We start from the raw sequence: 25,906 nt of genomic DNA, 5'->3' as shown, positions 1-25,906 counted from the left end.
GTTTACCTCTACACTGAACGTTCACGTGACTGACTGTCGGAGGTTCGACATGCGTTCACCCGCGCCTGAGGACGACGCCGAGTACCTGCACCAGTACGTCGCCCAGAGCCGCCGCGCCATCCGGGCGCTGCACGACGCGCGGGCGTCCATCGGCCGGGTGGAGGGCCGCGCGGAGAGCGACGACGGGCTGGTCGAGGCGGTCGCCGACGGCAACGGCGTCCCCACCCGCCTGCGCATCGACCCGCGGGCGCTGCGCCTGGACGAGGCCGCGCTCGGCAGGAAGACCGCCGAGGTGCTGCGGGCCGCGCAGGACGACGCCGCGCGCCAAGCGCGGGAGATCGCCGACGGGGTGCGGGACGCCACCGCCGCCGTGCCCGCGCCACTGGACGAGACCTTCGTGCGCGCGCGGGTCGAGCAGGCACTCAACGACCTTTACTAGGAGGCCGAGCGTGTTCGGGCCGGAGATCGACCCCGCCAACATCAGCGAACGCGAGCTGGACGAGGCCGCCCGCCGGGGCGAGCGCATGCTGGCCTGGCTGGAGTCGGCGCAGGAGGAGTTGCGGGCCGTCATCGGCGCCGGCGAGGGCCCGTCGGGCCACGTGCGGGTGACCGTCGACGCCGACGGGCGCGTCCTCGACGTCCGCTACGACCAGCGCGCCCTGCGGCTGGGCGCCCAGGACCTGGCCGAGGAGACGCTGGCGGCGGTACGGGCGGCGGCCGCGGACGTGCAGCGGCGCACGTATGACCTCATGCGCGAGGCCGTCCCCGGCTACGACCCCGACCGGACGCAGGCCGAGCTGGAACGGCTGCTCGGCGCCGAGTGGGCGTGACCTTCCCAGGCGCGCCCGGGAAGGTCACTGAGCGGCCGCCCGGCCTCCGGCGCGCGAGCGCCAGAGCAGCCACACGAAGTACGGCGTGCCGAGCAACGCGGTGACCAGCCCGGCCGGCACCTGGGCGGGCGCGATCACCGTACGGCCCAGCGTGTCGGCCAGGCTGACCAGCACCGCACCGAGCACCGCGGCGGCGGGCAGGAGCCGCACGTGCCGGCCGCCGACGAGCGCGCGGGCGGCGTGCGGGGCGACGAGCCCGACGAACCCCACCACGCCCACGGCCGAGACCGCCGTGGAGGTGACGAGCACGGCGCCGCCCAGCGCGAGCAGCCGCACGGGTTCCAGCGGCACCCCGAGCACCCGGGGCGTGTCCTCGTCGAGCGCGAGCAGGTCGAGGTCGCGCCGCAGCCACGCAGCGAGCGGCAGGAAGAGCGCGAGCGCCACGGCGACCGGCAGCAGCTGGGCCGGAACCCGCCCGTAGGTGGAGCCGGAGAGCCAGGTGAGCGCCTTGGCGGTGTTCCACGGGTCGGACCTGACGATGATCAGCACGGTGACCGCGTTGAACAGCGCGTGCGCGCCGACGCCCATGAGCACGAGCCGGTCCGAGCTGAGCCCGCCGCGCCAGGCCAGCAGGTGGACCAGGGCGAAGGCGGCGAGCGCGCCGAGCCCGGCCGCGCCGGACACCGCGGCGATCCCGGCCGCGGGTACGAGGGTGAGCGTCGCGACGGCCGCCGCGCCCGCCCCCGCGGTGACGCCCAGCACACCCGGCTCGGCCAGCGGGTTGCGGGAGACGGCCTGGAAGGCCGCGCCGGAGACAGCCAGCGCGGCGCCGGCCAGGACCGCCGCGGCGACGCGCGGCCAGCGCTGGTCGAGCACGTACGTCAGCGCCCTGCCGGTGCTGCCCCGCAGCCAGTTGGCGACGTCGCCGAGCAGCAACCAGGTGTCGCCGCCGAGCAGGCCCAGCACGACGGACACGATCAGCAGCGCCGTCCCGGACAGCAGGATCACCGCGAAGGCGGCGCGGCCGGGGCCGGCGGTGCGGACGGTCGGCGGCCGCCGGGCCGGCCCGGCGTCACGGTGCCGGCGGGCCAGCCACATGAGCACGCCCGCGCCCAGCATCGCGGTCACCACGCCCGGCGGCACGTCCACGCCCGCCTGCGCGCCGAGCACGAAGCGCAGCGCGATGTCGGCGGCCAGCAGGACGACCACGCCGGCCAGCGCCGAGAGCGGCACCAGCACGCGGTGCCGGCCCAGCTCGGGCAGCCGCCGGGCCAGCAGCCGGACGACGACCGGCGCGCACAGGCCGACGAACCCGACGGGCCCGGCCACGGTGACCGCGGCGGCCGAGAGCATGACCGCGAGCACGACGACGGTCAGCCGCAGCCGCCGGACGTCCACGCCCAGCACCGAGGCGGTGTCGTCGCCCAGGCCGAGGATGTCGAGGCGGGAGCCGAGCGCGACGGCCGCCCCGATCGCGACCACGATGACCGGGGCCATCTGGGTGACGCCGCCGAGGTCGCTCTGCACGAGCGAGCCGCTGCCCCAGGCGAACAGGCCGGTGTTCTCCTCCTGGAAGAGGATCATGAGCAGGGTGGTCACCGACTGCAGGGCCAGCGCGGTCGCGGAGCCGGCCAGGATCAGCCGCGTCGTGCCGGTCCTGCCGCCCGCCGACAGGGCGAGCACCAGGGCGGCGGCGGCCAGGCCGCCGAGGAAGGACAGGCCGCCGGACAGGAAGGCCGGCAGGCTCAGGCCGAAGGTGGCGGCCAGCACGACCGCCAGGTACGCGCCGTTGCTGACGGCGAGGGTGTCGGGCGAGGCCAGCGGGTTGCGTGCGACCGACTGCAGCAGCGCGCCCGCCGCGCCGAGCGCGACGCCGACGCTGACCGCCGCCAGCAGCCGCGGCAGCCGGGAGGCGACCAGCACGTTCATCGCCTGCTCGTCGAGGGCGAACAGGTCGGTGTCGGAGGTGCCCTGCGTCAGGTGGAGCGCGGCGAGGGCCGCGACGGCGGCCAAGGTCACGAGGAAGGCCCCCGCGACGCCGAGCCTGCGCAGCGGCGTCGCGGGGGCCTCGACTGCGGTGATCACCCGGCGTACGCCTTCACCAGGGCGTCGGCGAACTGCCGGCACGACAGGGGGCCGCCGAAGGTCCAGATGCCGTCGGGCAGCTTGGTGATCTGGTTCCGCTTGACGAAGCTCAGCGACTTCCACAGGGAGTTGCCCGCCAGGCCGGCGAAGACGTCCACGCCGTCGGAGGCGTTGTAGAACAAGCGCAGGTTCTCGTCCTTGACCGCGGTCATGCCCTCGACGTCGGTGCTGCCGAGGCCCCACTGCGCGTCGACCTGGCCGGTCCAGGCGTTGGTGAGGCCGAGCCGCTCGGCCACGTCGGAGACCAGGGCGCCCTTGCCGAACGGGCGGATGGAGATCTTGCTGCCGTCCTTCCAGCCGTCGGCCATCATGAACTTCTGCCCGGCCGAGCCGGAGGCGGCGATCTTGGCCCTGCCGGCGGCCATGGCGGCGTCGAAGTCGGCCATCACCCTGGCCGCCTGCTCCGTCCTGCCGACGGCGGTGGCGAGCAGGGTGAGGTCGTCGCGCATGCGGGTGAGGTTCGCGGCGGCGTCGCTGCCCTTGGCGACGATGACCGGGGCGATCTTCTCCAGCTGGCCGATGAGGGCGGAGTCGTCGGACTCCATGACGACGAGGTCCGGCTGGAGGGCGGCGACGGAGTCGACGCTGGGCTCCTGGCGGGTGCCGACGTCCTTGACGGAGGCGTCGAGCGGGGCCGCGGTGACCCACGTGCCGTAACCCTTGACGTCGGCCGCGCCGACCGGCTGGACCCCGAGGGCGACCAGCATCTCGACCTCCCCCCATTCCAGGCCGACGACGCGGGTCGCGGGCCTGTCGAGGGTGACCTGCTTGCCGCGGGCGTCGGTCACCGTGATCGGGGCCGCGGCGCCCGCCGACGGCTCCTGGGGCGTTGGGGCGGCGGGAGGCTCCGTTGTGCCGCAGGCGGTCAGCAGCATGGCGGCCATGACCGCCAGGAGGGAACGCATGGGGATCTTTCAGCCTTTCATCGCCAGGTGGCGGCCCAGCGGCCTGGTGCGGACCAGTCCGGTGCGGGAATCGATCGTGGCCTCGACGCGGATGCCGTAGGCCTCGGTGAGCAGGTCCTCAGTGAGCACCTCGGGCGGCGCGCCGTCGGCGCGGACCCGGCCGCCCTGGAGCAGCACGATTCGGTCGGCGATCTCGGCGGCCTGGTTGAGGTCGTGCAGGACGACGCCGACGGCCACACCGTGCCGGTCGGCCAGGTCGCGCACGAGTTCCAGCAGCTCGACCTGGTAGCGCAGGTCGAGGAAGGTGGTGGGCTCGTCGAGCAGGAGCACGCCGGCGTCCTGGGCCAGGCAGGTGGCCAGCCACACGCGCTGCATCTCGCCGCCGGACAGCTCGTCGACGGCGCGTGCGGCCATGGCGCGCACGCCGGTCAGCTCCATGGCGTGCTCGATCGCCGCCTCGCCGCCGGGGTCGCCCGCGCGCCAGCGGCCGCGGTGGGGGTGGCGGCCGTAGCCGACCACGTCCTTGACGCGTACGCCGGTCGGGGTGGGACGGCTCTGCGCCAGCAGCGTCACCCGGCGGGCGAAGTCGCGGGCGGACAGGGCCAGGGCGTCGGCGCCGCCGGCCAGCCGGACCTCGCCGGAGTCGGGGCGGTGCAGCCGGGCGAGGGCGCGCAGCAGGGTGGACTTGCCGCTGCCGTTCGGGCCGACCAGGGTGGTGACGGCGCCGGCGGCCAGGCTGATGCAGGCGCCGTCGATGACCGGGCGGCCCGCGTAACCGAGACACAGGTCGGTGCCGGCGAGCGCGGGATCGGTGAGCGTCGAGCCGGTGAGCGCGGGGCCGGAGGGGTCCGGGAGCAAGGGGGCGGTCGTCATGGCGGGCTCACGCGTCCTCGGAGCGGCCCTGACGCCAGTAGCCCATGAAGGCCACGGCCTTGCGGTCCATGCCGCGCTCGGAGACCAGGTGGCGGCGCAGCCGCTTGATCACGGCCGCCTCGCCGGCCAGCCAGGCGTAACAGGGGCCGTCGCCGGTCTCGGGGATCTCCCAGAGGATCTCGGCGTCGGCGTCGACGTCGATCTCCTCCGGTTCGGCGCCCGCCGCGCCCGCGGGCAGGAGCCTGGCGGCGGCCTCCGCGACGGCGGGCTCCAGGCGGGCGCCCCACGGGGCGTCGCCGCGGGCGAGCCAGGTGACCCGCACGCCCGGCGCGCCGGCGACCGGAAGGACGTCCTCCTCGTGCGGCACCTCCAGCAGGGCCTCGCCGGTGACATGGGCGGGCAGCCGCTCCAGGATGCCGACGATCGCCGGGACGGCGGTCTCGTCACCGGCGAGCAGCACGGTGCCGAAGCCGGCGGGCGGACGGAACTCCAGGCCGCCGTGGAAGCCGTCGTACAGGCCGTTCGGGCCGAAGATCGCCGCCTGCGAGCCCGGCTCGGCGGCGGCGATCCAGCGGGCGGCCGGTCCGGCGGGCCCGGCGCAGTCGTCGTGCAGGACGACGTCGATGTCGACCTCGGCGGACTCGGGGCGGACCGCGCGGACGGTGTAGGTGCGCAGCGGGTTGCGCTCGTCGCCCTGGGCGTACCACTGCTTGAACCAGTCGGCGCCGCGCGGGAAGCGCGTCACGCCCGCGCCGGGGGTCGGCAGGACCAGCTTGACGCGCTGGTCGTACCCGTTGTCCGCGAACTCGTGCAGGTCATCCCCGGTGAAGGTCACGCGGAGGAACGACGGGCTCAGCCGCCGTAGGCCCCGAACCTGGACGTCGAAGGCACGAAAAGGATCAACCACCACAGAGCTCCTTAGTTAGGTAAGGCTAACCTACATTGGATCTCCTGGCGGGCAAACCCCGCATCCCCCGACTGAGCGGGCCCAACGCCTTTACAACGTAGATCACAAACTGGCCGGAAAATTCTCGGCCGGAGTTGTCGGATCCCGGCCGCGTCGTTCGTAGCCAGGGTGAACAGTCGTCCAGAGGGACTGTCACGACCAGCCGCTCACGACCAGGGAGACGCCGACCGATGCAGCACCACCACCCGCAGGCCAGGATCCACCGCATGTTCGAGCTCACCGAGCCGATCGCCACCGCCACCTTCTCCGGGGTGGCCAACGAGGCGTTCCTCGCCGTCGGCATGCGCAACTACTGGGACGGCTACTTCGCCGGCCGCGCCGCACCGCTGGGCCTGGCGCCGGCCGAGGTGGTCCACGCGGTCTTCTACAACTTCGCCGACGGCGAGGTGGCCCGCCACATCCCCTGGGTGTGGGGCAAGATCACCCCGCAGGAGGCGATCGCCGTGCGCGAACAGGGCAGCACCGCCGCCCTGCGGCAGCTGATCGGAGAGCTCGCCGGCTCGCCCGGTCTGGCGCGGGCCGCCGACCTCGCCACCCGGGCGGGGCTCAGCGCGCCGACCGCGGGCCGGCCCCTGTACGCCGGGCTGCGGGCGCTCGACGTGCCCGAGGAGCCGGTGGCCAGGCTCTGGCACGCGGCGACGCTGCTGCGGGAGCACCGGGGCGACGGCCACAACGCCGCCCTTGTCGCCCATGGCATCGGCGGCACCGAGGCCCACGTCCTCGTGGCCCTCTCCCTCGGGATGCGGGCGGAGGAGTTCGGCCGGATCCACCACCTGCCCAAGGCCCGGCTGACCGCCGTGGTCGACGGGCTGCGCGACCGCGGCCTCGTGGACGCCGCCGGCGGGTTCACCGACGCCGGCCGGGAGACCAAGCAGCGGATCGAGGCGCTCACCGACGAGCTGGCCGCCCCGGCGTACGACGTGCTCAGCGCGGACGAGCTGGACGAACTGGCCGCGGAGCTCGAACCGATCGCCGCCGCGGCATCGGCGTCCGGCAACTGAAAGAGCCGGCCACGACAGACCTCGCGGTCCACCGGACGGGTGAAAGCCTTCCCCGACGCCCTCTTCGGCGCGCTCACCACCGTCACGGGCCACGCGGCATGGTGGAACCCGGCGTCCGGTCCGTCAGGCATCCGGCCTCACGGGTTCTGGAGGGTGACTTCCGGGTTGGCGGCGGACGGACCGTCCAGCAGGGGCTGCTGCTCGCCGCGGAGGTGCCGGCCGAAGAAGGCGCCGACGTACGACGTGGTGATCTCGCCCGACCGCTTGCCCGACAGGGGCGCGGCAGGATCGACGATCCCGACCTGGGCCCCCAGGATGGGCAGGTCGATGAAGGTGAAGTGGCCGGAGTCGGCCACGGTGAGCCAGCGCTTCCAGCCGTCCAGGCGGGGCCAGTCCCGCGTCCAGGTGGTGTCGGCGGCGCCGGGTGAGTGCTGGACCTTGGTGCCGAGCATGAGGAACGGCCGCCCGCCGAGGCCGGAGGCCGCGACCGGGGCGAAGAACGAGCCGTCCAGGTTCACCCCGGCGCGGACCCGCCGGTCGGCGGCCATGACGCCGGCCGCGGCGTTGCCGCCGAGCGAGTGGCCCGCCGCGCCGATCCGGCGCGGGTCGATCATCTGCCGGTGCCGCCAGGCGGGCGCGGACCGTGCGGGACGGGTCAGCCGGTCGATCACGAAGGACAGGTCGGCCGCCCGGTTGACCGCGGCCTTGGCCATCAGCGCCTTCTCCGCCTCGTCGGAGGGGGCGCTCTCCACCGTCTCGCACGCGACGCAGGTCAGGGTACGGCCGCCGGGGAAGGACGTGCCGAACGACTCGTAGGCGTGATCCACGAGGGCCACGACGTACCCCTTGGAGGCGAGGTCCTCGGCGAGCGTGGTCAGGGTGGCCCGGTTGAGGGTGAACCCCGGGGAGAGCACCACCAAGGGGTGCCGGCCGCCGACGGGACGGGCGTCCAGCTGCGCGTTGGTGCTGACGCCGGCGAGTTGCTCGGGCTTGAAGACGGCGTCGAGCCGCTGCCCCTTGAGCAGCAGCCGCGCCTCCTCGACGGTCATGTACGGCGCGGCGCTCCCGCCGGTGCGCGCCGGGAAGTACACCGAGACCATCAGCTCGCGCGCGGCCGCGGGCATCCACGGGTCGCGGCGGCGGGCGTCGACGAGGTGCAGGGTGTCGCGCCCCACTTCGTACCGGCCCGTGGGCTGCGGGATCGCGACGCGTACGTCGGAGGCGCCCGCGGTGGAGACAGCGGCGGCGGCGGGCGCCGCCGCCGCGGCCGGGAGGGCCAGCGTCAGGGCGAGAAGGAGGGGTGCGGGGTTACGGCGGGTTCTGATCATGCACAGAACTGTAGAAATGACGCCACCACCCCTCACATGCCCGAAAGACAGGCTCGGACCCTTACTTTTGTCAGGGGTCAGGACACATTTGTCAGGCGTCAGGACCGAGCAGGCCGGTCAGCCGGCTTGCAGCGGGCCGTGCGCCTCGATCGAGAGGTCCTGCCAGTCGGCCCAGGTCTGGAGCCGGTCGGCGTAGGCCTGCTGGATCAGCGGATGGAAGCCCTTGCCGAACAGCACCCGCACCGGCGGGTTGGCGGAGTCGACGAGTTTCAGGAGCGCCTGCGCCGCGGCGGCCGGGTCTCCCGCGGGCATCTTCCCCGCCATCGCGCCGAGACGCTCGCGGAGACCGTCGTAGGCCGGGTCGGTCGTGGCCATGTGGCCGTTGGCGAGCGGGTCGGGGTTGTTGCCGTTCCGGGTGGCGAAGCCGCCGGGCTCGACGATGGTCACCTTGACGCCGAACTCGGCGACCTCGCCGGCGAGCGCCTCGTTCAGGCCCTCCAGGGCCCACTTGGAGGCGTGGTAGGCGCCGCCGAGCGGCATGGCGATGACCCCGGCGGCCGAGGACAGCTGGACGATGTGCCCCGAGCGCTGCTCGCGCAGGTACGGCAGCGCGGCCTGGACCACCCACACCGCGCCGAACAGGTTGGTCTCCAGCTGGTCGCGCAGCTCCTGCTCGGTCAGCTCCTCGACCGCGCCGACCTGGGCGTAGCCCGCGTTGTTCACGATGACGTCGAGCCGGCCGAAGTGCTCCTTCGCCCGCCGCACGCTCTCGAAGACCGCTGCCCTGTCGGTCACGTCCATCTCCAGCGGGAGCACCGCGTCGCCATGGGCGTCCACCAGGTCCTTCAGGCTCGCGGTGCTCCGGGCGGTGGCGGCGACCCGGTCACCGCGCGACAGGGCGGCCGCCACGAAGTTGCGGCCCAGGCCGCGGGACGAGCCGGTGACGAACCAGACCTTCTGCATGCTGTGCTCCTTTCAGCTGTTACACCCCCTGGACGAGACAGCCCGGCACGGATGTGAGCTCGGCCGAGTGTGACGTGCGACACTTTGTCGCCTTTGTCCGGCCACGGTGATACCAATGGTCGCCGTGACCCGCACCGAGGAGTTCCAGGAGCTACGGCCGCTGCTGTTCGCGATCGCCTACCGGATCCTGGGCAGCGTGAGCGAAGCCGAGGACGCCGTCCAGGAGACCTGGCTGCGCTACGAGGGCGCCGCGGCCCGGCCCGACTCGCCCAAGGCGTTCCTGTCGGCGACGGTCACCCGGATCTCGATCGACGTGCTGCGCTCGGCCCGCGTCCGGCGCGAGACCTACGTCGGGCCGTGGTTCCCCGAACCGCTGCTGACCGACCCCTACCAGGACCCGGAGCGGTCGGCGGAGCTGGCCGACTCGGTGTCGATGGCGGCGCTGATCCTGCTGGAGCGGCTGAGCCCGCTGGAGCGTGCGGTCTTCGTGCTGCGCGAGGTGTTCGCCTTCAGCTACCGGGAGATCGCCGCCGCCGTGGAGCGGTCGGAGGCGGCCTGCCGCCAGCTCGCGGTGCAGGCGCGCCGCCACATGGACGCGGGCCGCCCCCGCTTCCTGGCCGATCGCCGGTCGCGGGACCAGCTCGCCGGGCGCTTCTTCGGCGCGCTCAGGGAGGGGGACCTCGAAGGGCTGCGGGAACTGCTGGCCGCCGACGTCCGGCTGGTCAACGACGGCGGCGGCAAGATCGGCAGTACGCTGCCCGTCCTCGGCCTGGCGAAGGTGGCCCGGGTGCTGTCCGTCGCCGTCGCGCCGTTCGCCCGGATCGGCGCGGTGCTGGAGGCGCACGAGGTGAACGGCCAGCCGGGCGCGATCATCCGCGACCGCGCCGGCCGGATCGTCAGCATCTGGACGCTCGACATCCTGGACGGACGCATCCAGACCATCCGCTCGATCGTCAACCCCGACAAGCTCCGGCATCTCGGTCCCATCGCCGACGCCCACGCGGTCATCCGCGAGAAGAAGCAGCAGGCACGCGCGGCGGCGCGGGGCGGTGTGCCGGTCACCGGCGTGCCGGACGAGCCCCGGTGACCGGCGGCCTGCCGGCGCAGCGGTCCGCCGGACCGCTGCGCCCGGTGTTCTAGTCGGTGAGCAGGATGTCGTCCAGGCACAGCGTGTACGGCGCGTCCGCGCCGCCCACCTGGAACAACACCTGAGCCTCCGCGTCCGGCGCCTTGGCCGTGGCCGCGTAGGTGAACTTCTTCGGGCTGCCGCCGACGTCGGGGTAGCCGTCCACGATCGCGGCGGGCTTCGTGCCGCCGCCCTGGACCAGCGACCTGATCCTCGTCGTCTTCGTGGCGGTCGCCTCGAAGCTCAACTGGTAGGTCTGGCCGGCCCGGACCTCGATGCCGCTCTGCCCGACCATCGCGGCCCACACGTTGTCACCGCCCGCCGGGACCTGGGCGCACAGCCGCCCGCCCGTCACCTTGATCGGGGTGTTCTTGGACGCCCACCACCCCTTGACCCCGTTGTCCAGGGAGCCGTTCACCACGACGTCGCCGGCGGGCGCAGCGGCGTACGCGGGTGTGGCCGCCGCGGCCATCGCCACGAAGGCGCCCACGGCGATGAGACGCATCGGAAGAGAATTCGTGATCGTGGGTCTTAGGGGGGCGACATCAGCGTCAACCTAGAGCCAATTCCCGGTCATTTGGTTGGGCCAAGTCGCCCCGGACGGCCGTCCCGTCCTGGCGCTCGGGCGGACCCCACCGGCAGGTCAGCGCCGCCGGGCGCAGCGTGAATCATCGGGTGCTCCGGAAGCTCCGGGCCCAGCGGCGCAGCTCGGTGACGGCCTCGTCGCGGGTGAGGGGACCGCGTTCCAGGTGAACCTCTTGGAGGTGCCGGATCGCGGCCCCCACCATCGGGGAGGGCGGGAGGCCGAGCAGCCGCATCACGATCCTGCCGTCGAGCACGACGGGGACGTCGTCACGCCTGGCGTACCGCTCACGGTCGGCGGCGGCGCGGGCGTCGGCCTCCTCCCTGCCGCGGCAGGCGGCCTCCCACGCGTCGTAGCCGGGGGCGCCCAGGGCGTCCAGGCCGGCCCGGCGCCACCCCTCCGGGTCGCGTTCCCGTCCGAGGCCGACGGCGTCGAAGAGGTCGGCCGCGCCGCCTCTGACCGCTCCGAGGCGCGCGAGCACGGCGTTGATCGGCCAGTCGTCGCGCGGCGGTCCGACCCGGATCGACGCGTACGCGGGCCCCAGCTCCGACGGCCGTTCTCCCACAGGGCGGCAGCCTGGCTGCCGTCGCCACCCCAGAAGTCGGCCTCCACGTAGGCGAGGCGGCCGCCGCGGGACCATTCCTCCAGTCTCCCGGCGAACCCCGGGGACATGAGCGTGAACGGCCCGCTCTCCCGCCGCGCGCCGGTCAGCTCGTCGCAGATCTCGTCGGTCACCGGCAGCAGCCCTAAGCGTTGCCCGAGAGGCGCCACCACAGCCTGCGGCACTTCGCCCGCCAGGCAGCGGAGACGGTCGAACTCACCGACGACACCGTGGAGCACGTACGACATGCCCGCACCCTAGATCACCGCCTTCGTGATCCACGTCGCGCACGCCGCCGTGGCCCGGCCCGTCTAGGGTGGGCGCATGGCCGAACGGCGTCCCTTGATCGCGCGCAGGCTGCGGCCGTGACACTGGGTCGCCGTCGACGCGTTCGCCGCCGTCGCCCTGACGATCGGGTTCTCGGTGCCGCCGGTGCTGGTGCCGGAGTCCGCCCGGGTGCCGCTCTTCGTGGCCGTGCCGGGGTCCGCCCAGGTGCCACTCTTCGTGGCCGTGCCGGTGATCGCGCTGGCCTGCCTGCCGACGGCGGTGCGGCGCCGGTGGCCGGTGCCGGTGTGCGCGGTGGTCCTGGTGGCGGCGGTGTGCGCGCCGTTCGCCGGATGGCACGAGGCGTTCGTGCCCTTGGCCGTCGCGCTGCGCGCGGTGGCGCTGCTGCAGGCGCGCCGGACCGCGGTGACGGCGCTGGCGGCCGCGCTGGCGGTGACCGCCGCCGGCGCCGCGATCGGCGCCCCCTCCTGGACGGAGGCCGCCTCGGCGTGCGGGCGGCCACGGGCTGGCCGGGCTGGAAGAGCGGGTGATCCTGCACGGCGGCACGTTCTCGGCGGGACCGGAGCCCGGCGGCGGCTTCGCCGTCCGCGCGAGACTGCCCTTGCCGACCGGTTCCGGGAAGGACGAGAGGTGAGCACGTTCACGGTACTGGTCGCCGACGACCAGGCGTTGCTGCGCGCGGGCCTGCGCAGGCTGATCGACACCGCCCCCGGCCTGACCACCGCCGGCGAGGCCGGCACCGGGCAGCAGGCCGTGGAACTGGCCCGCGACCTGCGCCCCGACCTGGTGCTCATGGACGTCCGCATGCCCGGCCTCGACGGGATCAGGGCCACCGAGCTGATCCGGGCCGACCCGGCGACCGCCGGGACACGGGTGCTGATGCTGACCACGTTCGATCTCGACGAGTACGTCTACAGGGCGTTGCGCGCCGGAGCCAGCGGATTCCTGCTCAAGGACACCGGCCCCGGCGACCTGCTGGAGGCGCTGCGCATCGTCGGGGAAGGGCAGGCGCTGCTGGCCCCGTCGGTCACCACGCGGCTCATCGCGGAGTTCGCCCGGCGCGAGCCCGCCGCGATCCCGGCCGGGCTGGGGGCGGGGCTGGCGGCGGGGCTGGCCCAGGTGTCCGGACGGGAGCGGGAGGTGCTGGTGCTGGTGGCCCGGGGGCTGACCAACCCGCAGATCGCCGAGCGGCTCGGCATCGGGCAGGCGACGGTCAAGACCCATGTCCGCAGCCTGCTGGCCAAGCTCGCCGCGCACGACCGGGCGCAGCTCGTCATCGCCGCCTACGAAGGCGGCGTGGTCACGGCCGGTGGGCGGGCGGCGCCGTCAGCGGCGGTAGGAGACCTCGGGGAAGGCGGCTGACGGGCCGCGCAGCAACGCCTGCGGACGGCCGCGCAGCGTCTGCTCGAAGAAGGCCAGCGGATAGGCGCGCTGGAAGGCCAGCGCCCGCTCGGCCGGGATCGTCCCCACGACCTCCTCCAGTTGCTCCTTCCCCAGCCCCAGCGGCCCGGCCGACAGGGGGATGAGCAGGACGTCGTCGCCGAAGGAGTTGTGCGCCGCCCCCTTGAGCGTCACGTTGAGCCGCCAGCCCCGCAACCCGTCCCAGAAGGCACGCAGGGTCGGATTGGTGGCCATGCCGCCCTTCCCGTCGGTGTCGACCACCATGTAGGGCCGGTCGAGGCCGGACTTCGCCACCTTGCCGAAGACGGCGCCGTCCAGGCCGAGGCCGGCCTTGATCCGCGCGTCGGCGTACATGGCGGAGGAGGTGGCCGCGCCGCCGAGCGAATGCCCGAACATGCCGATCCGCGCCCGGTCGAAGAGCGGCTTCCCGGCACGGCCGGGCACCTTCTCCTCCAGGGCGGGCAGGCTGTCCAGGACGAAACGCACGTCGGCCACCCGGACGTCCACCGCCTTGGCGAAGTCGGTCACCTCGGGCCCCGCCTCCACCCGTCCGCCGGGGAACTCCACCACCGCCGCGTCATAGGGATGATCGACGGTGACCACCGCGTATCCCCGGCTGGCCAGCTCCTCGGCGACGCCGGTCCCGTACGCGCGCGAGGCGTTGGCGCCCGGCGAGTACAGGACGACCGGCAGCTCGCCCAGGCTCGTGTCGGCGGGCGCGCCCTCGTGGCCGTCGGTCCTGTCCAGCAGCACCGAGCCCGGCTCCAGGTCGTTCATCTTCAGGTACCGGTCCGCCGCCGCCCGCGGCATCCAGGGGGCGACCGGATGGGCCTGCACGTCCCGGGCCGGGTACCACAGGCTGACCATCAGCTCCCGCCTCCTGCCCGAGCCGCTCCAGGGATCCGCGCGTGACTGATCCACCAGGTGGACCGAGACGGTGCCCACCGGATGCGGGCCCGTCGGCTTCGGAATCGTCAGGCGCTGCGGCGGGGTGGAGCCGCAGCCGGCCAGCGCGACAGTGAGAGCGGTGATGATGAGTGCACGTTTCACCCTTTTCACGGTGCCAAGCCCGCACGGCCACCACCTCTGGCCTGAGAAGGACCTCCAGCTCAACCCAGAAGGGTAGAGCTCGACGGAACTCGTCTCCAGGGATGACACCCCGCCAGCTGCCGGCGGGGCAGCAGCCACTTCACGGGGCTCATGCCCGTCGCCGCCCGCAGGTCGCGGTGAAGACCGCGGACACTCATACCGGCATGGACGCCCGGCTCCTCGACGGTGAGCGAACGGTCGAGGCGCTCCAGGGCCCAGTGCAGCCGGACGCGATCCCGTCGTCGCTCACCTCGACGGCGTGTTCCACGACCTGAGCCTGGCCGCCAAGCAGCTCAAGGGCCGGATCACCATCTCCGGCGAGAAGCCGACGGGTTGAGATCCAAGTGGGATGGCCCCCGCATTGGCCCTCAAAATGAGAGAAGGGGCTTCGGATGATCTCCGAAACCCCTCCACCTGCACCTTACGAGTGGGCGATACTGGGATCGAACCAGTGACCTCTTCGGTGTGAACGAAGCGCTCTCCCGCTGAGCTAATCGCCCGCCCTGTCGGCGCCTTGCGGTGCTGACGGGGAAAACCATACCGCACTCTCGGGGTGGTGGCGAAACGGAGCGACCGTGGGGCGATCTTCGGGAGCGCCCGGCGCGAGGGATTCGAGCGAAAGGCGGCGGTTGCCCATCGGCGTGGTGGGTCGGTGTCATACCATCGACGTGTCCCGGAAGACACCGATCGCGATCTTTTCGGTAGAAACGTTCTTGGTCGAGCCCGTCGGGGCAGGCTCTACAACAGCAAAACCCTTGCAAATACGACCCGATTGATGCCGTTTAGCCAGGTAGATGCCTAAATGTCCAGCTGTGATGTGCGTTACAGAAGGCCCTTGAGGCGGAATCTTTCCTACAGGTTTCTTCGTTCCGCGTCATAGCTCAGGACGAAGTCCGTCAGAGCAGTGAAAGCCCCGAAGAGGGGACCTACGACGAAAAGGTTTGGCTGACGATGAACAGCACCACCGTCTCCGCCGAGCTTGGCCTTCGGCTAGTGGTCCCCGACCGTACTACCGTCCCCCTGCTCGCCGGACTGAGCTACACAGCCGACGATCCGTATGCCATCCGCATGGCCTTCCACGTAGGGAACGACGAGCCGGTCGAGTGGATCTTTGCTCGTGAACTGCTGACCGTAGGCATCGTGCGGCGGGTCGGCGACGGCGACGTGCAGGTATGGCCCGCACGCGCCGATGGCGAGCGCACCCTGCACATCAGCCTCACCTCGCCGTTCGGGCAGGCGCTGTTCGAAGTGCCGCTGGCCCCCCTCACGGAGTTCCTCCACCGCACGTACGAGAAGGTGCCCGCGGGGCGCGAGACCGACTTCATGGACCTGGACGCCGAGCTCACCAACATGCTCTGGCCGTCCTGAACCGTCGCACCCGAGGCCCCGGCGTCCACCCCGACGCCGGGGCCTCGGCATGTGCGGCGTCAGGACGGGAGGGGCGGCAGGGGCGGGAGGGTGGTCGCGGCCTGGCGCATGCGTTCGATCTCGATGCTCTGACCGGAGTAGACGTCCCTGGCCAGCAGGCGCATGCGGTAGTCGCGGCCGCCGGCCAGCTCCTCCTCCGCCATCTTCACCGCGCCCTGGTGGTGCCGGGTCATCAGGCTCAGGAACAGCCGGTCGAAGGCGGCCCCCTTGGCCGCGCGCAGGGCGTTCAGCTGCTGTTCGGTGGCCATGCCGTAGCCGGCCGCCGCGCCGTGGTCGTGGCCGGCGGGGGCCGGGCGGCCGAGTTCGGCGAGCCAGACGGTCATGGACCTGATCTCGGGGGTCTGGGCGGCGGTGATCGAGCGGGCGAGCGCGCGGATGACCGGGGTGGTCGTACGGGCCTCGACCAGGGCGGTCATCTCCAGGGCCTGCCGGTGGTGGGGGATCATCGCCTCGGCGAAGCGCACGTCGGCGGCGACGGTGGGGGCGGGGCTCGGGCCGACGCGCTCCCCGGGGGTCGCCGTCCTGGCGGGGGCTCCGGGGCTGGCGGGCACCAGGACGGGGGCCTCCGTCCCGACGGCCGGGATGTCCGGGGCAGGCGGCTGAGAACAGGCCGAAAGCGCAAATGTCATCACAACTGTGATGGAGATCGTACGCGGCCACCAACGTGCTGGCATAACTTCCATAGTGGGCCACGAGCGATAAAGGGGACGCGTGTTGATCTTCGCCAAGTTGCGCGGAGCGGTGTTGTGTGCGGCGTTGTTGCTGACTTCGGCGGCGTGCGCGGCGGAAGCGCCGCCGGCCGCTGATCCGCGGCCGCCCTCCTCGGAGGGAAGCGGCACGGCGTCGGGCACGGCGTCGGGCTCTGGCGAGGTGCTGACCAGCGCCAACGTCAAGCACGTGGCGAACGTCCCGCGCTCCGGCCCGTTCGCCGGGGACGACAACTTCAACACCGACCTGGCCTTTCAGGGCGATTACGCGTTCGTCGGGAACTTCGCCGGGTTCACGATCTATGACATCAGCGACCCGGCCAAGCCCAAGACGGTGAGCCAGGTGTCCTGCCCGGCGCAGCAGAACGACGTCAGCGTGCACGGCGACCTGCTGATCCTCTCGGTCGACGAGCCGCGCGACAGCGCGGGCTGCGACTCCAACGAGGAGACCCGCAACTGGGAGGGTCTGCGCCTGTTCGACATCAGCGACAAGAAGCGCCCGCGCTACGTCGGCGCGGTGCTGACGGACTGCGGCTCCCACACCCACACCATGGTCCCCACCGACGACAAGCTGTACGTCTACGTCTCCTCCCCCGGCCCCGAGCCGGACTCGCGGACCTGCTCGCCGCCGCACCAGAACATCCAGATCGTGGAGATCCCGCTGGACGACCCCAAGTCCGCCAAGGTCGTGGCGCAGCCGGACATCTTCCCCCAGCAGCAGAACACCGAGATGTTCGCGGGCTGCCACGACATCACCGCCTACCCGGAGAAGAAGCTCGCCGCGGCGGCCTGCTTCGGCGACGGCGTGCTGCTCGACATCTCCGACCCGGTCAAACCACGGGTGATCCAGCAGATCCGGGACACCGAGAACTTCCAGATCTGGCATTCGGCGACGTTCAACAACGACGCGACGAAGGTCGTGTTCGGGGACGAGCTGGGCGGCGGCAGCCAGGCGACCTGCGACGCCGGCACGCCGCGCACCAAGGGCGCCGACGCGGTGTACGACCTGGTGAACGGCAAGCTGGAGCGCCGTGGCTACTTCAAGATCCCGCGCAACCAGGAGCCGGACGAGAACTGCGTGGCCCACAACGGCTCGCTGATCCCGGTGAAGGGCAAGGACGTCATGGTCCAGTCGTGGTACCAGGGCGGGGTGTCGATCTGGGACTTCACCGACTCGGCCAACCCCAAGGAGATCGGCTTCTTCGAGCGGCGTCCGTACCCGGAGGGCGGCATCGCCGGCTCGTGGTCGGCCTACTACTACAACGGCTACATCTACTCCAGCGACATGCGCGAGGGCCTGGACGTGCTGCGCATCGACGACCCGATCACGGATCCGGCCAAGCAGGTGAAGATGGACGAGTTCAACGTCCAGACGCAGAAGTCGTACTGAGCGGATGAGGGGACAGGGCCCCGGAGGCGGGGCCCTGTCGCCGGCGGGTCAGGGGTTGAGGTCGGCGGCGGCGCGCTCGGCGAAGATCCGCATCGCCTTGGCGGTGATCGGGCCGGGCGCGGTGGGCAGCTCGGTCCGGTCGACCAGCCTGATCGGCTGGATGTCGCGGGTGGTGGAGGTGAGGAACGCCTCCTCGGCCTCGTACAGCGCCTGCAGCGGGACGTCGGTCTCCTCGCCGCCGCACCATTCGAGCACCAGCGCGCGGGTGACGCCGGCCAGGCAGCCGGAGGCGAGCGTGGGGGTGATCAGGCGGCCGTCGCGCACGATGAAGATGTTGGAGCCGGTGCCCTCGCACAGGTCGCCCGCGAGGTTGCCGAAGATCGCCTCCCCGGCGCCCTGGTTCTTGGCGTGCAGCAGGGCCTTGGCGTTGTCGCCGTAGGAGGTGCTCTTGACGCCGGACAGCGCGCCGCGCTCGTTGCGCGGCCACGGGACGACGGCCACGTGGGCGGTCTCGGGGAACGGCTTCTGCTCGTCGACGATGACGATCGAGGTGGTGCCCTGGTTGCCCCGGTCGGAGCCGAGCGGGCCAGGACCGCTGGTGTAGGTGATGCGGATGCGGCCGAGCGGCCAGGCGGGGGCGGCCGCCAGCAGCTTGCCGACGCCTTCGGCGATGGCCTCGACGTCGGGCTCGGGCAGGTCCATGCGCTGGGCCGAGAGGGTGAGCCGGTCGAGGTGCCGGGTGAGCGCGAACGACTCGCCGTCGACGATCTTGATCGTCTCGAAGACGCCGTCGCCGACCATGAGCCCGTGGTCGAACACGGAGACGGTGGCCTGCGCGGGGTCGATCAGTTCCCCGTTGACCCAGACAGGGATGTTCATGCGTTTCCTCCTGAGGATGCCAGTGAGATGAGCCTGGACGCCTTCAGCTCGGTCTCGGACCATTCACGCGCGGGGTCGCTGCCCCACGTGATGCCCGCGCCGGTGCCGAAGCGGATCTCGCCTGCTGAGATCCAGAATGTTCGGATGCCCACGGCCAGCGCCGCCCTGCCCCGGTCGGCGTCGACCCAGCCCACGGCACCACAGTAGGGCCCACGGGGGACCGGTTCGAGCTCATTGATGATGCGCAGAGCGGACGACTTGGGCGCGCCCGTGACAGATCCGGGCGGGAAAGTGGCGGCGAACAGCTCCGGCCAGCCGGCTCCGGGCGCGAGCCTGGCCCGCACGGTGGAGACGAGGTGGACGAGACCCGGATGCTCCTCGACCGCGCACAGGGAGGGCACCTCGACCGAGCCGACCGCCGCGACCCGGCCCAGGTCGTTGCGGACCAGGTCGACGATCATGACGTTCTCGGCGTAGTCCTTCTCCAGCAGGTCGGCGGCGGTGACGCCGGTGCCCTTGATGGGGCCGGACTCCACGACGTCGCCCTCGCGCGACAGGTAGAGCTCCGGCGAGGCCGACACCACGCTCAGCCCGGGCACGTCGACGACGGCGGCGTACGGGGCCGGGTTGCCCTCGGCCAGCCGCACGGCCAGCGCCAGCGGGTCGGCGCCGGGCGGGACGGGTGCGGACAGGACGCGGCAGAGGTTGGCCTGGTAGACCTCGCCCCGCTCGATGTGGTCGCGGATCGCGCGCACGCCGCGTTCGTAGGCGGCGCGGTCGAGCGAGGTACGCCACTGGCCCGGATGTGGACCGTGCCAAGGGCTCCTGGGCGAGGGCAGCGCGGACGGGCGCACGCGGTCGAAGCGGGCGCAGGTCGCCGTGCCCTCGTAGTCGACGACGACGGCCCACCAGCCCTCGCCGTCGAGGGCGGCGAGGTCGGTCGTCACGTCGCGGAGTCCGGTGGCGAGATGACCGTTTAAGTGGGCGAAACCGTCGTACACATCTCCCATTGTCCCAGCATTTCGACCAGTTCCAGCGCGGAGGGCAGGGGAACCTCGGGAAGGGCCGCGTACACCGTGCGGACGGGGGTGGCCTCGCGCAGCGGTTTGAGCACCAGGTTCGGCGGCACCGCCCGCGCGGCCAGCTCGGGCACCAGCGTCACGCCGAACCCGGCGGCGACGAACCCGAACTTGCCCGACCATTCGGCCACCCGCAGCCCGCCGCGCGGCGTGAACCCGGCGGCGGCGCACGCGGCCACCAGCGGCGTCGGCTGCCCGCGCGGCGCGGCCTCGATCCAGCTCTCCTCGGCCAGGTCGCGCAGGTCCACGTCGGGCTCGGCGGCCAGCGGGTGGCCGGCAGGCAGCGCGACGAGCAGCCGGTCCTGGCAGAGCCGGACGAGCCGGGCGTCCTCGGCGGGCAGCCCGGCCGGGTAGTCGCTGATCACGGCCACGTCGAGGGCCCCGGCGTGGAGGCGTTCCATGAGCCGCGGGGTCAGCGCCTCCGTCATCCGCAGCTCGACGCCGGGGTGGGCGGCCAGGAAGCGCTTCAGCGTGGAGGGCATGAGGTCGACGTTGGCGGTGGCGAACGCGCCCACGCGCAGGGTGCCGCCGCGCCCGGCGTGGATGGCGGCCAGTTCCTCGCCGGCGCGGGCCAGCCGGTCGAGCACGGCGACGGCGTGCCGGTGCAGGGCGGTGCCGGCGGGGGTCAGGCGCACGCCGCGCGCCAGGCGTTCGAACAGGGGGCCGCCGCCGGCCCGTTCCAGCGCGGCGATGCGCCGGGAGACCGCCGACTGGGTGTAGCCGAGCAGCTCGGCGGCGGCGGTGAAGGAGCCGCTCCTGGCCACCTCGTCGAAGAGGCGGAGGGCTTGGAGGTCGAAGGCATTCGTCTCATGCATGGCTGCCATGCAATCTAGTCGGTGGTGGAATACCTCGCATCCCTGTTGACTGTTCCCGTGATTGCATTTCTCGGACAGGGACGCATGGGCGTCCCCATGGCTCGGCGACTCGTGGAGGCCGGGCACAAGGTGACGACGTGGCGGCGTGGGACCGGCGTGACGGCCGCCGAGGCGGTGGACGGCGCCGAGCTGGTGATCACCATGCTCAGCGATCCGGCGGCGGTGCGCGAGGTGCTGACGGCCGCGCTGCCCGGCCTTCGGCCCGGTGCGACGGTGGTGGAGATGTCCACGATCGGCCCGGAGGCGGTGCGCGAGCTGCGCGAGCTGCTGCCGGCGTCGGTGGCGCTGGTGGACGCGCCGGTGCTGGGCAGCGTGGGCCCGGCGGCGGACGGCTCGCTGGTGGTGCTGGCCGGTGGCGACGTGTCGGGCTGCCGCGAGGTGTTGTCGGTCTTCGGCGGCGTGCGCGAGACCGGGCCGCTGGGGTCCGGCGCGGCGATGAAGATCGCCGTCATGAGCGCGATCGTGCCCGCGCAGGTGCTGGTCGCAGAGACGCTGGCGTACGGGGCGGCGCACGGCGTGGACCGTGACGCGCTGCTCGACGTGCTGGCCGGCACGCCGCTCGGCCAGGTCGCCGAACGGCTGCGCACGCCCGCCGCCGAGACCCGGTACTCGCTCGGCCTGGCCGCCAAGGACCTGGAGCTGGCCGCGTGGGAGGGCGCGTCGATGGCGACGGCCGCCCGGCGGCGCCTGCAGGAGGCGCGGGCGGCCGGGCTGGGCGAGCGCGACCTGACGGCGGTGGCCGAGCACGTCGGCGGCGGCCCCGACACCGACACCGACACCGGCAGCGGCATCACGCCCGCCGCGCGCGCGGTGCCGCTGAACCTGTCCACGATCCCGGCCACGAACGGCGCGTACTCGCACGCCGTGCGGGTCGGCGACATGCTCTACGTGTCCGGCCAGGCCGCCTTCGACGAGCAGGGGCACGTGGTCGCCCCTGGCTCGCTGAAGGACCAGGCCGAGCACATCTTCGCGGTCACCACGCGCATCCTGGCCGACCAGGGCGCGACCTGGCAGGACGTCGCCTTCATCCGCACGTACCTGACGGACATGGACGACATCCTCCAGCTCAGGGACGTGCGCAGCCGGTACGTCACCGGCACTCCCCCGGCCAGCACGACCGTCGAGGTGTCGAAGTTGTTCCGGCCGGGGCTGGTGATGGAGATGGACCTGATCGTCGCACTCCCCCGCTGAGCGCGGGAGGCTAGTCGAGCGGCCCGGTGACCGACTCCACCGCGGCCACGACGCCGCCCTCGGCCACCAGCCGCACGGCGGATTCGATCTCCGGGGCGAGGAAGCGGTCGGGGCCCGGCGCGGGCACGTTCTCGCGCAGCGCCCTGACCACGGCCGCGGTCGCCGGCGCGGGCTCCAGGGGGGCGCGCAGGTCGAGCGCGCGGGCCGCGGTGAGCACCTCGACGGCCAGCACCCGCGTCAGCCCGTCGACCGACCTGCGCAGCTTGCGCGCCGCCGACCAGCCCATGGAGACGTGGTCCTCCTGCATGGCCGAGCTGGGGATGGAGTCGACGCTGGCGGGCACGGCCAGCCGCTTCAGCTCCGAGACGATCGCGGCCTGGGTGTACTGGGCGATCATGTGGCCGGAGTCGACGCCGGGGTCGTCGGCCAGGAACGCGGGCAGGCCGTGGTTGCGGGCCACGTCGAGGAAGCGGTCGGTGCGGCGTTCGGACATCGAGGCCAGGTCGGCGGCCACGACGGCGAGGAAGTCGAGCACGTAGCCCACGGGCGCGCCGTGGAAGTTGCCGTTGGACTCCACCCGGCCGTCGTCGAGCACGGCCGGGTTGTCCACGGCGCTGGCCAGCTCCCAGCCGGCCACGGTGGCGGCGTGCGCGATCGTGTCGCGGGCGGCGCCGGCGACCTGCGGGGCGCAGCGCAGCGAGTACGCGTCCTGGACGCGGGTGCACGCCTGCGGGTCGCGGTGGCTGGCCATGACGCCGGAGCCGGCCAGGATCCTGGTCATGTTGGCGGCGGACCTGGCCAGGCCGGGATGCGGGCGCAGGGCCTGGAGCTCCGGCATGAAGACGCGGTCGGTGCCGAGCAGCGCCTCCACGCTCATCGCCGCGCTGATGTCGGCGGTCCTGACCAGCCTGGTGAGGTCGGCGATGGCCAGGATGAGCATGCCGAGCATGCCGTCGGTGCCGTTGATCAGCGCCAGGCCCTCCTTGGCGGCCAGTTCGACCGGCTCGATGCCGGCCTGCTTGAGCGCCTCCCCGGCCGGCTGGAGCTGCCCCGCGGCGTCGCGGACGACGCCCTCGCCCATCAGCGTCAGGGCCACGTGGGCCAGCGGCGCGAGGTCGCCGGAGCAGCCGAGGCTGCCGTACTCGTGCACGACCGGCGTGATGCCGGCGGTCAGCAGCGCGGCCAGGGTCTTGGCGGTGCCCGGCCTGATGCCGGTGTGGCCGGTGGCCAAGGTGTGCAGGCGCAGCAGCATGAGCGCGCGCACCACCTCGGTCTCCACCTCCGGGCCGCTGCCCGCCGCGTGCGAGCGCACCAGCGAGCGCTGGAGCTGGGCGCGCAGCGCGGGGTCGATGTGCCGGGTGGCCAGGGCGCCGAACCCGGTGGAGACGCCGTAGGCGGGCACGGGGCTCTCGGCAAGTTCGTCCACCCGCTGGCGGGCGGCCGCCATGGCGGCCACCGCGTCGTCGGTGAGCTGCACGGCGGCGCCGTGGCGGGCCACCTTGATGACGTCGTCGAAGCTCAAAGGCTCGGGGCCGACGTTCACGACTCCGTTGTCGCGCATGATCGTCTCTCTCGCTTTAGGTAACCGGCGTACCCGATGTTAGCTCCTTACTCGGGAAGATCGCCGCCAGCCCCTCCCTGCCCTCGTCGGTGAGCACCACCGCGCGCGGCACCGATCCGCGCCGGTACCAGCCGCGTTCCAGCAGGACGTCGGTGATCGCGGCGCCGAGGGCGCCGCCGAGATGCGACCGGCGCTCGGTCCAGTCGAGGCATTCCGGGGCGAAGCGCCGCCTGGCTCTGCGGGCGCCCTCGACGTCCACGCCCATGCCCGTCAGCAGCCGCTCGCCGTCGGAGGTGAGGTCCTGGCGGTCGTAGAAGCCGCCGTCCCTGAGCCGGTCGAGCAGGGCGACGCCGGCGCGTCCGGCCAGGTGGTCGTAGCAGGTGCGGGCCTCCTCCAGCAGGCGCGCCTGCCGGGACTGCCGCAGGGAGCGCACCGGCGGGCGGGCGCTCACCCTGGCCAGGGTCTCCAGCACCTCGGCGATCTCGTGCCCGGCCAGCCGGTAGTAGCGGTGACGGCCCTGCCGGACGACGTCGACCAGGCTGCCGTCGAGCAGCCGGGCCAGATGGGCGCTGGCGGTCGCGGCGCTCACCCCGGCGACTCTGGCCAGCTCGCCGGCGGCCAGGGCCCGGCCGCCGAGCAGCGCCGTGAGCATGGCGGCCCTGGTGGGGTCGGCGATGAGGGCGGCGACGGGCGCGATGTCGGCGTCACGGGCGATGTGCTCCATGCCCACGACGCTAACGCACCGACATTTCGCCCGGGGACGAAGTGTCAGCCGCTCCCCAGGGCCTTCCTGATGATCTCGCGGGCCCGGTCCATCAGCGCGAGGGGCGTGCCGATCAGCACGTTCTTCGTGGCCGACTCCACGCCGGGACGCGGCCGCAGCGGCCCGACCGCCTCGGCCGCCCGCACCGCCGCCGCCATGGCCCGGCGTTCCACGACGGAGGTGCTGTTGCGGAGCTGGGCGAACTCGTAGCGCTCCTCGCTGCGGGCGTGCATGGTGACCGCCGTGCGCAGCTCGGCCAGCTTCTCCCAGAACGCCGGGTCGTCCACGCCCGCCCGGTCGATCTCGACGAGCAGCCGCTTGGCCCGGTTCTCCTCGGCCAGCCGGTCGGCCACCACGCCGGGGCCGCCGTCCACCTTCCTGCGCGCGTAGGGGTGGACGATCTCCTCCTCGGCGGTCTCGTGCACGGCCAGCAGACGGATCAGCCGCTCGAACGCCTCCTCCACCCGTTCCGGCGGCGCCTGCTCCACCTCGTCGAACAGGTCCCTGATCTGGCCGTGCTGGGCCATCAGCACGTCGATGACATCGTGTTCAGCCACGTCCAGCGGCCTACCCGGGCGCCGGTCGGGCACGCTCCTCCTTACCGAACGCGGATCGTTCGGCGACGCAACGCGGAGGTTGCCCCACCAGGCCGCGGGTAGGCGCAGCGACATGGCCTTCGACCCACTTCAGGAGCGGGGCATCCCGCTGGACGAGCAGCTGCGCGACTGGCGGGAGCTCAACGTCTCGCCCATCGATCCCGACCACGCCGACCCGTACACCCGGTGCCGGATCATCACGATGAACGGCATCGAGACCGAGGCGGTCCTGTTCAGCCACCAGCTCGCCCGCCACTGCACCGACCTGGAGCTGAAGCGGCAGCTCGCCCGGGTGCGCTACATCGAGGCGCAGCAGCAGAAGGCGGTCAACTGGCTGCTGCCCGGCGTCTCGTCGGTGCTGGAGACCACCATCGCCTACGAGCAGGTCGCGGTGGACCTGACGGCGTGGGTGGCGCGCATGGAGCCGGACCCGTACCTGACGCAGGCGTACCAGTTCGGGGTGCTGGAGGACTTCGACCACCTCTACCGGTACGCCAACCTCTACGAGATGATCGAGCACCGCAAGGCCGAGAAGATCGTGGACGGGGTCACCGAGGTCATGCCGGGACGGCCGACGTACCTGCACCACCGGGACCCGGTCGACAACGTGCGCGAGCCGTACGACCGGCACCGCACCGAGCCGCTGTCGAAACTGCACGCCCTGACCGTCATGGCGGCCGAGCAGCAGACCATGAACTTCTACATGAACGTCGGGCCGCTGGCCATGGAGCCGATCGCCCGGCAGCTCTACCAGGAGATCGCCATGGTGGAGGAGGAGCACGTCACCCACTACGAGTCGCTGGTCGACCCGGGCGAGAGCTGGTGGGAGATGCTGCTCAACCACGAGTACAACGAGTGCTACCTCTACCACTCGTTCATGGAGACCGAGTCCGACCCCAGGGTGAAGGCCGTCTGGGAGCTGCACCTGAACATGGAGATCGAGCACCTGCGGCTGGCCTGCGAGCTGTTCAAGCGGTTCGACGGGCGTGATCCCGACCAGGTGCTGGCTCCCGAGCTGCCGCCGCCGGTGACGTTCGAGCCGAACAAGGCGTACCTGCGGGAGCTGCTGGCCACCCAGATCGACTGCACCACGCTGGGCACCGGGTACGTCCAGGAGGCCCACGAGCGGTTCACGCGCATGCAGGAGGCGGTCATGGGCGGGGAGAAGCCGCCGTCGGAGCGGGTCATCGACGACAACCGGGCGGTGTCGGGGCGGGAGTACCGGCTGGAGACGGAGGGGCCGCATCCCGCGGGCATGCAGCTGGGCCGCTGACCGGGGCGCCTGGCTCGTGCCCTGCTCCGGGGCGGGGCGCGGCTGGGCCGGACCCGGGACGACCTGC

25 protein-coding genes and 1 tRNA gene are annotated in these 25,906 nt (G+C 72.7%); 9 read left to right on the top strand and 17 right to left on the bottom strand.

What is annotated here, in order from left to right; translation table 11 throughout:
- Nucleotides 1-49: 49 nt before the first annotated feature.
- A complete protein-coding gene (locus AB0J76_RS20490) occupies nt 50-439 on the top strand; it encodes a YbaB/EbfC family nucleoid-associated protein (protein WP_352329295.1) in 390 nt (129 codons plus the stop codon).
- Between the two features lie 10 nt (nt 440-449).
- Nucleotides 450-830, top strand: coding sequence for a YbaB/EbfC family nucleoid-associated protein (locus tag AB0J76_RS20485; RefSeq protein ID WP_352329293.1), 381 nt, complete (start codon nt 450-452; stop codon nt 828-830).
- Between the two features lie 24 nt (nt 831-854).
- Here the strand turns inward: AB0J76_RS20485 and AB0J76_RS20480 are convergent, their stop codons facing one another.
- From AB0J76_RS20480 to AB0J76_RS20465, 4 genes are read right to left on the bottom strand one after another with little or no spacing between them, the layout of a single operon-like run.
- Complete coding sequence (locus AB0J76_RS20480; RefSeq protein ID WP_352330424.1) at nt 855-2,915, bottom strand: iron ABC transporter permease; 2,061 nt, start codon at nt 2,913-2,915, stop codon at nt 855-857.
- On the bottom strand, nt 2,912-3,880 hold the full coding sequence (locus AB0J76_RS20475; protein ID WP_352330422.1) for an iron-siderophore ABC transporter substrate-binding protein: 969 nt from the start codon (nt 3,878-3,880) through the stop codon (nt 2,912-2,914). Before AB0J76_RS20475 ends, AB0J76_RS20480 begins: the two co-directional genes overlap by 4 nt.
- A 9-nt stretch (nt 3,881-3,889) precedes the next feature.
- The gene (locus tag AB0J76_RS20470; protein WP_352330420.1) at nt 3,890-4,753 is read right to left on the bottom strand and encodes an ABC transporter ATP-binding protein; all 864 of its coding nucleotides are present in this window, start codon (nt 4,751-4,753) and stop codon (nt 3,890-3,892) included.
- A gap of 7 nt (nt 4,754-4,760) precedes the next feature.
- Entirely contained in the window at nt 4,761-5,660 is a 900-nt protein-coding gene (locus tag AB0J76_RS20465; protein WP_364390110.1) for a siderophore-interacting protein, read from the bottom strand.
- A 230-nt stretch (nt 5,661-5,890) separates the two neighbouring features.
- On the opposite strand from AB0J76_RS20465, the gene AB0J76_RS20460 reads away from it, so the two are divergent.
- Nucleotides 5,891-6,721, top strand: coding sequence for a MarR family winged helix-turn-helix transcriptional regulator (locus tag AB0J76_RS20460; RefSeq protein WP_352327851.1), 831 nt, complete (start codon nt 5,891-5,893; stop codon nt 6,719-6,721).
- Nucleotides 6,722-6,858: 137 nt separating this feature from the next.
- Here AB0J76_RS20460 and AB0J76_RS20455 read toward each other — a convergent pair whose 3' ends face one another.
- Nucleotides 6,859-8,049 carry an alpha/beta hydrolase gene (locus AB0J76_RS20455; RefSeq protein ID WP_352327852.1) on the bottom strand — a complete coding sequence of 397 codons (1,191 nt, stop codon included), beginning with the start codon at nt 8,047-8,049 and terminating at the stop codon, nt 6,859-6,861.
- A gap of 117 nt (nt 8,050-8,166) precedes the next feature.
- Nucleotides 8,167-9,012 (bottom strand): SDR family NAD(P)-dependent oxidoreductase, encoded by an 846-nt coding sequence (locus AB0J76_RS20450; protein WP_352327853.1) that lies wholly within the window; start codon nt 9,010-9,012, stop codon nt 8,167-8,169.
- A 124-nt stretch (nt 9,013-9,136) separates the two neighbouring features.
- On the opposite strand from AB0J76_RS20450, the gene AB0J76_RS20445 reads away from it, so the two are divergent.
- The gene (locus AB0J76_RS20445; RefSeq protein ID WP_352327858.1) at nt 9,137-10,099 is read left to right on the top strand and encodes an RNA polymerase sigma-70 factor; all 963 of its coding nucleotides are present in this window, start codon (nt 9,137-9,139) and stop codon (nt 10,097-10,099) included.
- Nucleotides 10,100-10,148: 49 nt separating this feature from the next.
- Here AB0J76_RS20445 and AB0J76_RS20440 read toward each other — a convergent pair whose 3' ends face one another.
- Together AB0J76_RS20440 and AB0J76_RS20435 are read right to left on the bottom strand one after the other, a co-directional pair.
- Nucleotides 10,149-10,643, bottom strand: a complete 495-nt coding sequence (locus tag AB0J76_RS20440) for a carbohydrate binding domain-containing protein (RefSeq protein WP_352327854.1) — start codon at nt 10,641-10,643, stop codon at nt 10,149-10,151.
- Between the two features lie 163 nt (nt 10,644-10,806).
- The gene (locus tag AB0J76_RS20435) at nt 10,807-11,286 is read right to left on the bottom strand and encodes a hypothetical protein (protein ID WP_352327855.1); all 480 of its coding nucleotides are present in this window, start codon (nt 11,284-11,286) and stop codon (nt 10,807-10,809) included.
- Nucleotides 11,287-11,745: 459 nt separating this feature from the next.
- On the opposite strand from AB0J76_RS20435, the gene AB0J76_RS20430 reads away from it, so the two are divergent.
- On the top strand, nt 11,746-12,969 hold the full coding sequence (locus AB0J76_RS20430; RefSeq protein WP_352327856.1) for a response regulator transcription factor: 1,224 nt from the start codon (nt 11,746-11,748) through the stop codon (nt 12,967-12,969).
- Here AB0J76_RS20430 and AB0J76_RS20425 read toward each other — a convergent pair.
- Both AB0J76_RS20425 and AB0J76_RS20420 read right to left on the bottom strand, forming a co-directional pair.
- Nucleotides 12,934-14,058, bottom strand: a complete 1,125-nt coding sequence (locus AB0J76_RS20425; RefSeq protein ID WP_352327857.1) for a lipase — start codon at nt 14,056-14,058, stop codon at nt 12,934-12,936. The two genes, AB0J76_RS20430 and AB0J76_RS20425, sit on opposite strands and share 36 nt — an antisense overlap.
- 467 nt (nt 14,059-14,525) lie before the next feature.
- Nucleotides 14,526-14,597: transfer RNA gene (locus AB0J76_RS20420), tRNA-Val, on the bottom strand.
- A 451-nt stretch (nt 14,598-15,048) separates the two neighbouring features.
- Between AB0J76_RS20420 and AB0J76_RS20415 the strand changes: the two genes are divergently transcribed.
- Nucleotides 15,049-15,465 (top strand): SsgA family sporulation/cell division regulator, encoded by a 417-nt coding sequence (locus tag AB0J76_RS20415; protein ID WP_020547189.1) that lies wholly within the window; start codon nt 15,049-15,051, stop codon nt 15,463-15,465.
- 59 nt (nt 15,466-15,524) lie between these two features.
- Here AB0J76_RS20415 and AB0J76_RS20410 read toward each other — a convergent pair whose 3' ends face one another.
- Entirely contained in the window at nt 15,525-16,154 is a 630-nt protein-coding gene (locus AB0J76_RS20410; RefSeq protein WP_364390106.1) for a DUF305 domain-containing protein, read from the bottom strand.
- Between the two features lie 85 nt (nt 16,155-16,239).
- Between AB0J76_RS20410 and AB0J76_RS20405 the strand changes: the two genes are divergently transcribed.
- Complete coding sequence (locus AB0J76_RS20405; protein ID WP_364390148.1) at nt 16,240-17,622, top strand: hypothetical protein; 1,383 nt, start codon at nt 16,240-16,242, stop codon at nt 17,620-17,622.
- Nucleotides 17,623-17,670: 48 nt separating this feature from the next.
- Here AB0J76_RS20405 and AB0J76_RS20400 read toward each other — a convergent pair whose 3' ends face one another.
- From AB0J76_RS20400 to AB0J76_RS20390, 3 genes are read right to left on the bottom strand one after another with little or no spacing between them, the layout of a single operon-like run.
- Nucleotides 17,671-18,501 carry an aminotransferase class IV gene (locus AB0J76_RS20400; protein ID WP_352329206.1) on the bottom strand — a complete coding sequence of 277 codons (831 nt, stop codon included), beginning with the start codon at nt 18,499-18,501 and terminating at the stop codon, nt 17,671-17,673.
- The gene (locus AB0J76_RS20395) at nt 18,498-19,448 is read right to left on the bottom strand and encodes a chorismate-binding protein (protein ID WP_352329204.1); all 951 of its coding nucleotides are present in this window, start codon (nt 19,446-19,448) and stop codon (nt 18,498-18,500) included. Before AB0J76_RS20395 ends, AB0J76_RS20400 begins: the two co-directional genes overlap by 4 nt.
- A gap of 29 nt (nt 19,449-19,477) precedes the next feature.
- The gene (locus tag AB0J76_RS20390; protein ID WP_352329202.1) at nt 19,478-20,395 is read right to left on the bottom strand and encodes a LysR family transcriptional regulator; all 918 of its coding nucleotides are present in this window, start codon (nt 20,393-20,395) and stop codon (nt 19,478-19,480) included.
- Nucleotides 20,396-20,416: 21 nt separating this feature from the next.
- Between AB0J76_RS20390 and AB0J76_RS20385 the strand changes: the two genes are divergently transcribed.
- Entirely contained in the window at nt 20,417-21,646 is a 1,230-nt protein-coding gene (locus AB0J76_RS20385) for an NAD(P)-binding domain-containing protein (protein WP_352329200.1), read from the top strand.
- A gap of 10 nt (nt 21,647-21,656) precedes the next feature.
- Here the strand turns inward: AB0J76_RS20385 and hutH are convergent, their stop codons facing one another.
- The 3 genes from hutH to AB0J76_RS20370 are packed head-to-tail and all read right to left on the bottom strand — an operon-like array spanning nt 21,657 to nt 24,527.
- A complete protein-coding gene (hutH, locus tag AB0J76_RS20380; protein WP_352329198.1) occupies nt 21,657-23,207 on the bottom strand; it encodes a histidine ammonia-lyase in 1,551 nt (516 codons plus the stop codon).
- Between the two features lie 16 nt (nt 23,208-23,223).
- Nucleotides 23,224-23,931: a helix-turn-helix transcriptional regulator gene (locus AB0J76_RS20375; RefSeq protein ID WP_364390102.1), complete on the bottom strand. Its 708-nt coding sequence runs from the start codon at nt 23,929-23,931 to the stop codon at nt 23,224-23,226.
- A 44-nt stretch (nt 23,932-23,975) separates the two neighbouring features.
- A complete protein-coding gene (locus AB0J76_RS20370) occupies nt 23,976-24,527 on the bottom strand; it encodes a hemerythrin domain-containing protein (protein WP_352331522.1) in 552 nt (183 codons plus the stop codon).
- A 112-nt stretch (nt 24,528-24,639) separates the two neighbouring features.
- On the opposite strand from AB0J76_RS20370, the gene AB0J76_RS20365 reads away from it, so the two are divergent.
- A complete protein-coding gene (locus AB0J76_RS20365; protein WP_364390100.1) occupies nt 24,640-25,839 on the top strand; it encodes a hypothetical protein in 1,200 nt (399 codons plus the stop codon).
- Nucleotides 25,840-25,906 lie beyond the last annotated feature (67 nt).

This window comes from Nonomuraea sp. NPDC049624, assembly GCF_040675255.1.
Lineage (GTDB): Bacteria > Actinomycetota > Actinomycetes > Streptosporangiales > Streptosporangiaceae > Nonomuraea.
Note: the sequence above shows the minus strand (reverse complement) of the source record. Positions and strands in the feature narration are given on the sequence as shown.

What these genes read in the sequence shown, in the direction of transcription:
- AB0J76_RS20490 (WP_352329295.1), top strand. Translation starts at nt 50, where the DNA reads ATGCGTTCACCCGCGCCTGAGGACGACGCCGAGTACCTGCACCAGTAC.
- AB0J76_RS20450 (WP_352327853.1), bottom strand. Translation starts at nt 9,012, where the DNA reads ATGCAGAAGGTCTGGTTCGTCACCGGCTCGTCCCGCGGCCTGGGCCGC.
- AB0J76_RS20475 (WP_352330422.1), bottom strand. Translation starts at nt 3,880, where the DNA reads ATGCGTTCCCTCCTGGCGGTCATGGCCGCCATGCTGCTGACCGCCTGC.
- AB0J76_RS20365 (WP_364390100.1), top strand. Translation starts at nt 24,640, where the DNA reads ATGGCCTTCGACCCACTTCAGGAGCGGGGCATCCCGCTGGACGAGCAG.
- AB0J76_RS20410 (WP_364390106.1), bottom strand. Translation starts at nt 16,154, where the DNA reads ATGACATTTGCGCTTTCGGCCTGTTCTCAGCCGCCTGCCCCGGACATC.
- AB0J76_RS20400 (WP_352329206.1), bottom strand. Translation starts at nt 18,501, where the DNA reads ATGAACATCCCTGTCTGGGTCAACGGGGAACTGATCGACCCCGCGCAG.
- AB0J76_RS20440 (WP_352327854.1), bottom strand. Translation starts at nt 10,643, where the DNA reads ATGCGTCTCATCGCCGTGGGCGCCTTCGTGGCGATGGCCGCGGCGGCC.
- AB0J76_RS20390 (WP_352329202.1), bottom strand. Translation starts at nt 20,395, where the DNA reads ATGCATGAGACGAATGCCTTCGACCTCCAAGCCCTCCGCCTCTTCGAC.
- hutH (WP_352329198.1), bottom strand. Translation starts at nt 23,207, where the DNA reads ATGCGCGACAACGGAGTCGTGAACGTCGGCCCCGAGCCTTTGAGCTTC.
- AB0J76_RS20455 (WP_352327852.1), bottom strand. Translation starts at nt 8,049, where the DNA reads ATGATCAGAACCCGCCGTAACCCCGCACCCCTCCTTCTCGCCCTGACG.
- AB0J76_RS20415 (WP_020547189.1), top strand. Translation starts at nt 15,049, where the DNA reads ATGAACAGCACCACCGTCTCCGCCGAGCTTGGCCTTCGGCTAGTGGTC.
- AB0J76_RS20375 (WP_364390102.1), bottom strand. Translation starts at nt 23,931, where the DNA reads ATGGAGCACATCGCCCGTGACGCCGACATCGCGCCCGTCGCCGCCCTC.
- AB0J76_RS20470 (WP_352330420.1), bottom strand. Translation starts at nt 4,753, where the DNA reads ATGACGACCGCCCCCTTGCTCCCGGACCCCTCCGGCCCCGCGCTCACC.
- AB0J76_RS20460 (WP_352327851.1), top strand. Translation starts at nt 5,891, where the DNA reads ATGCAGCACCACCACCCGCAGGCCAGGATCCACCGCATGTTCGAGCTC.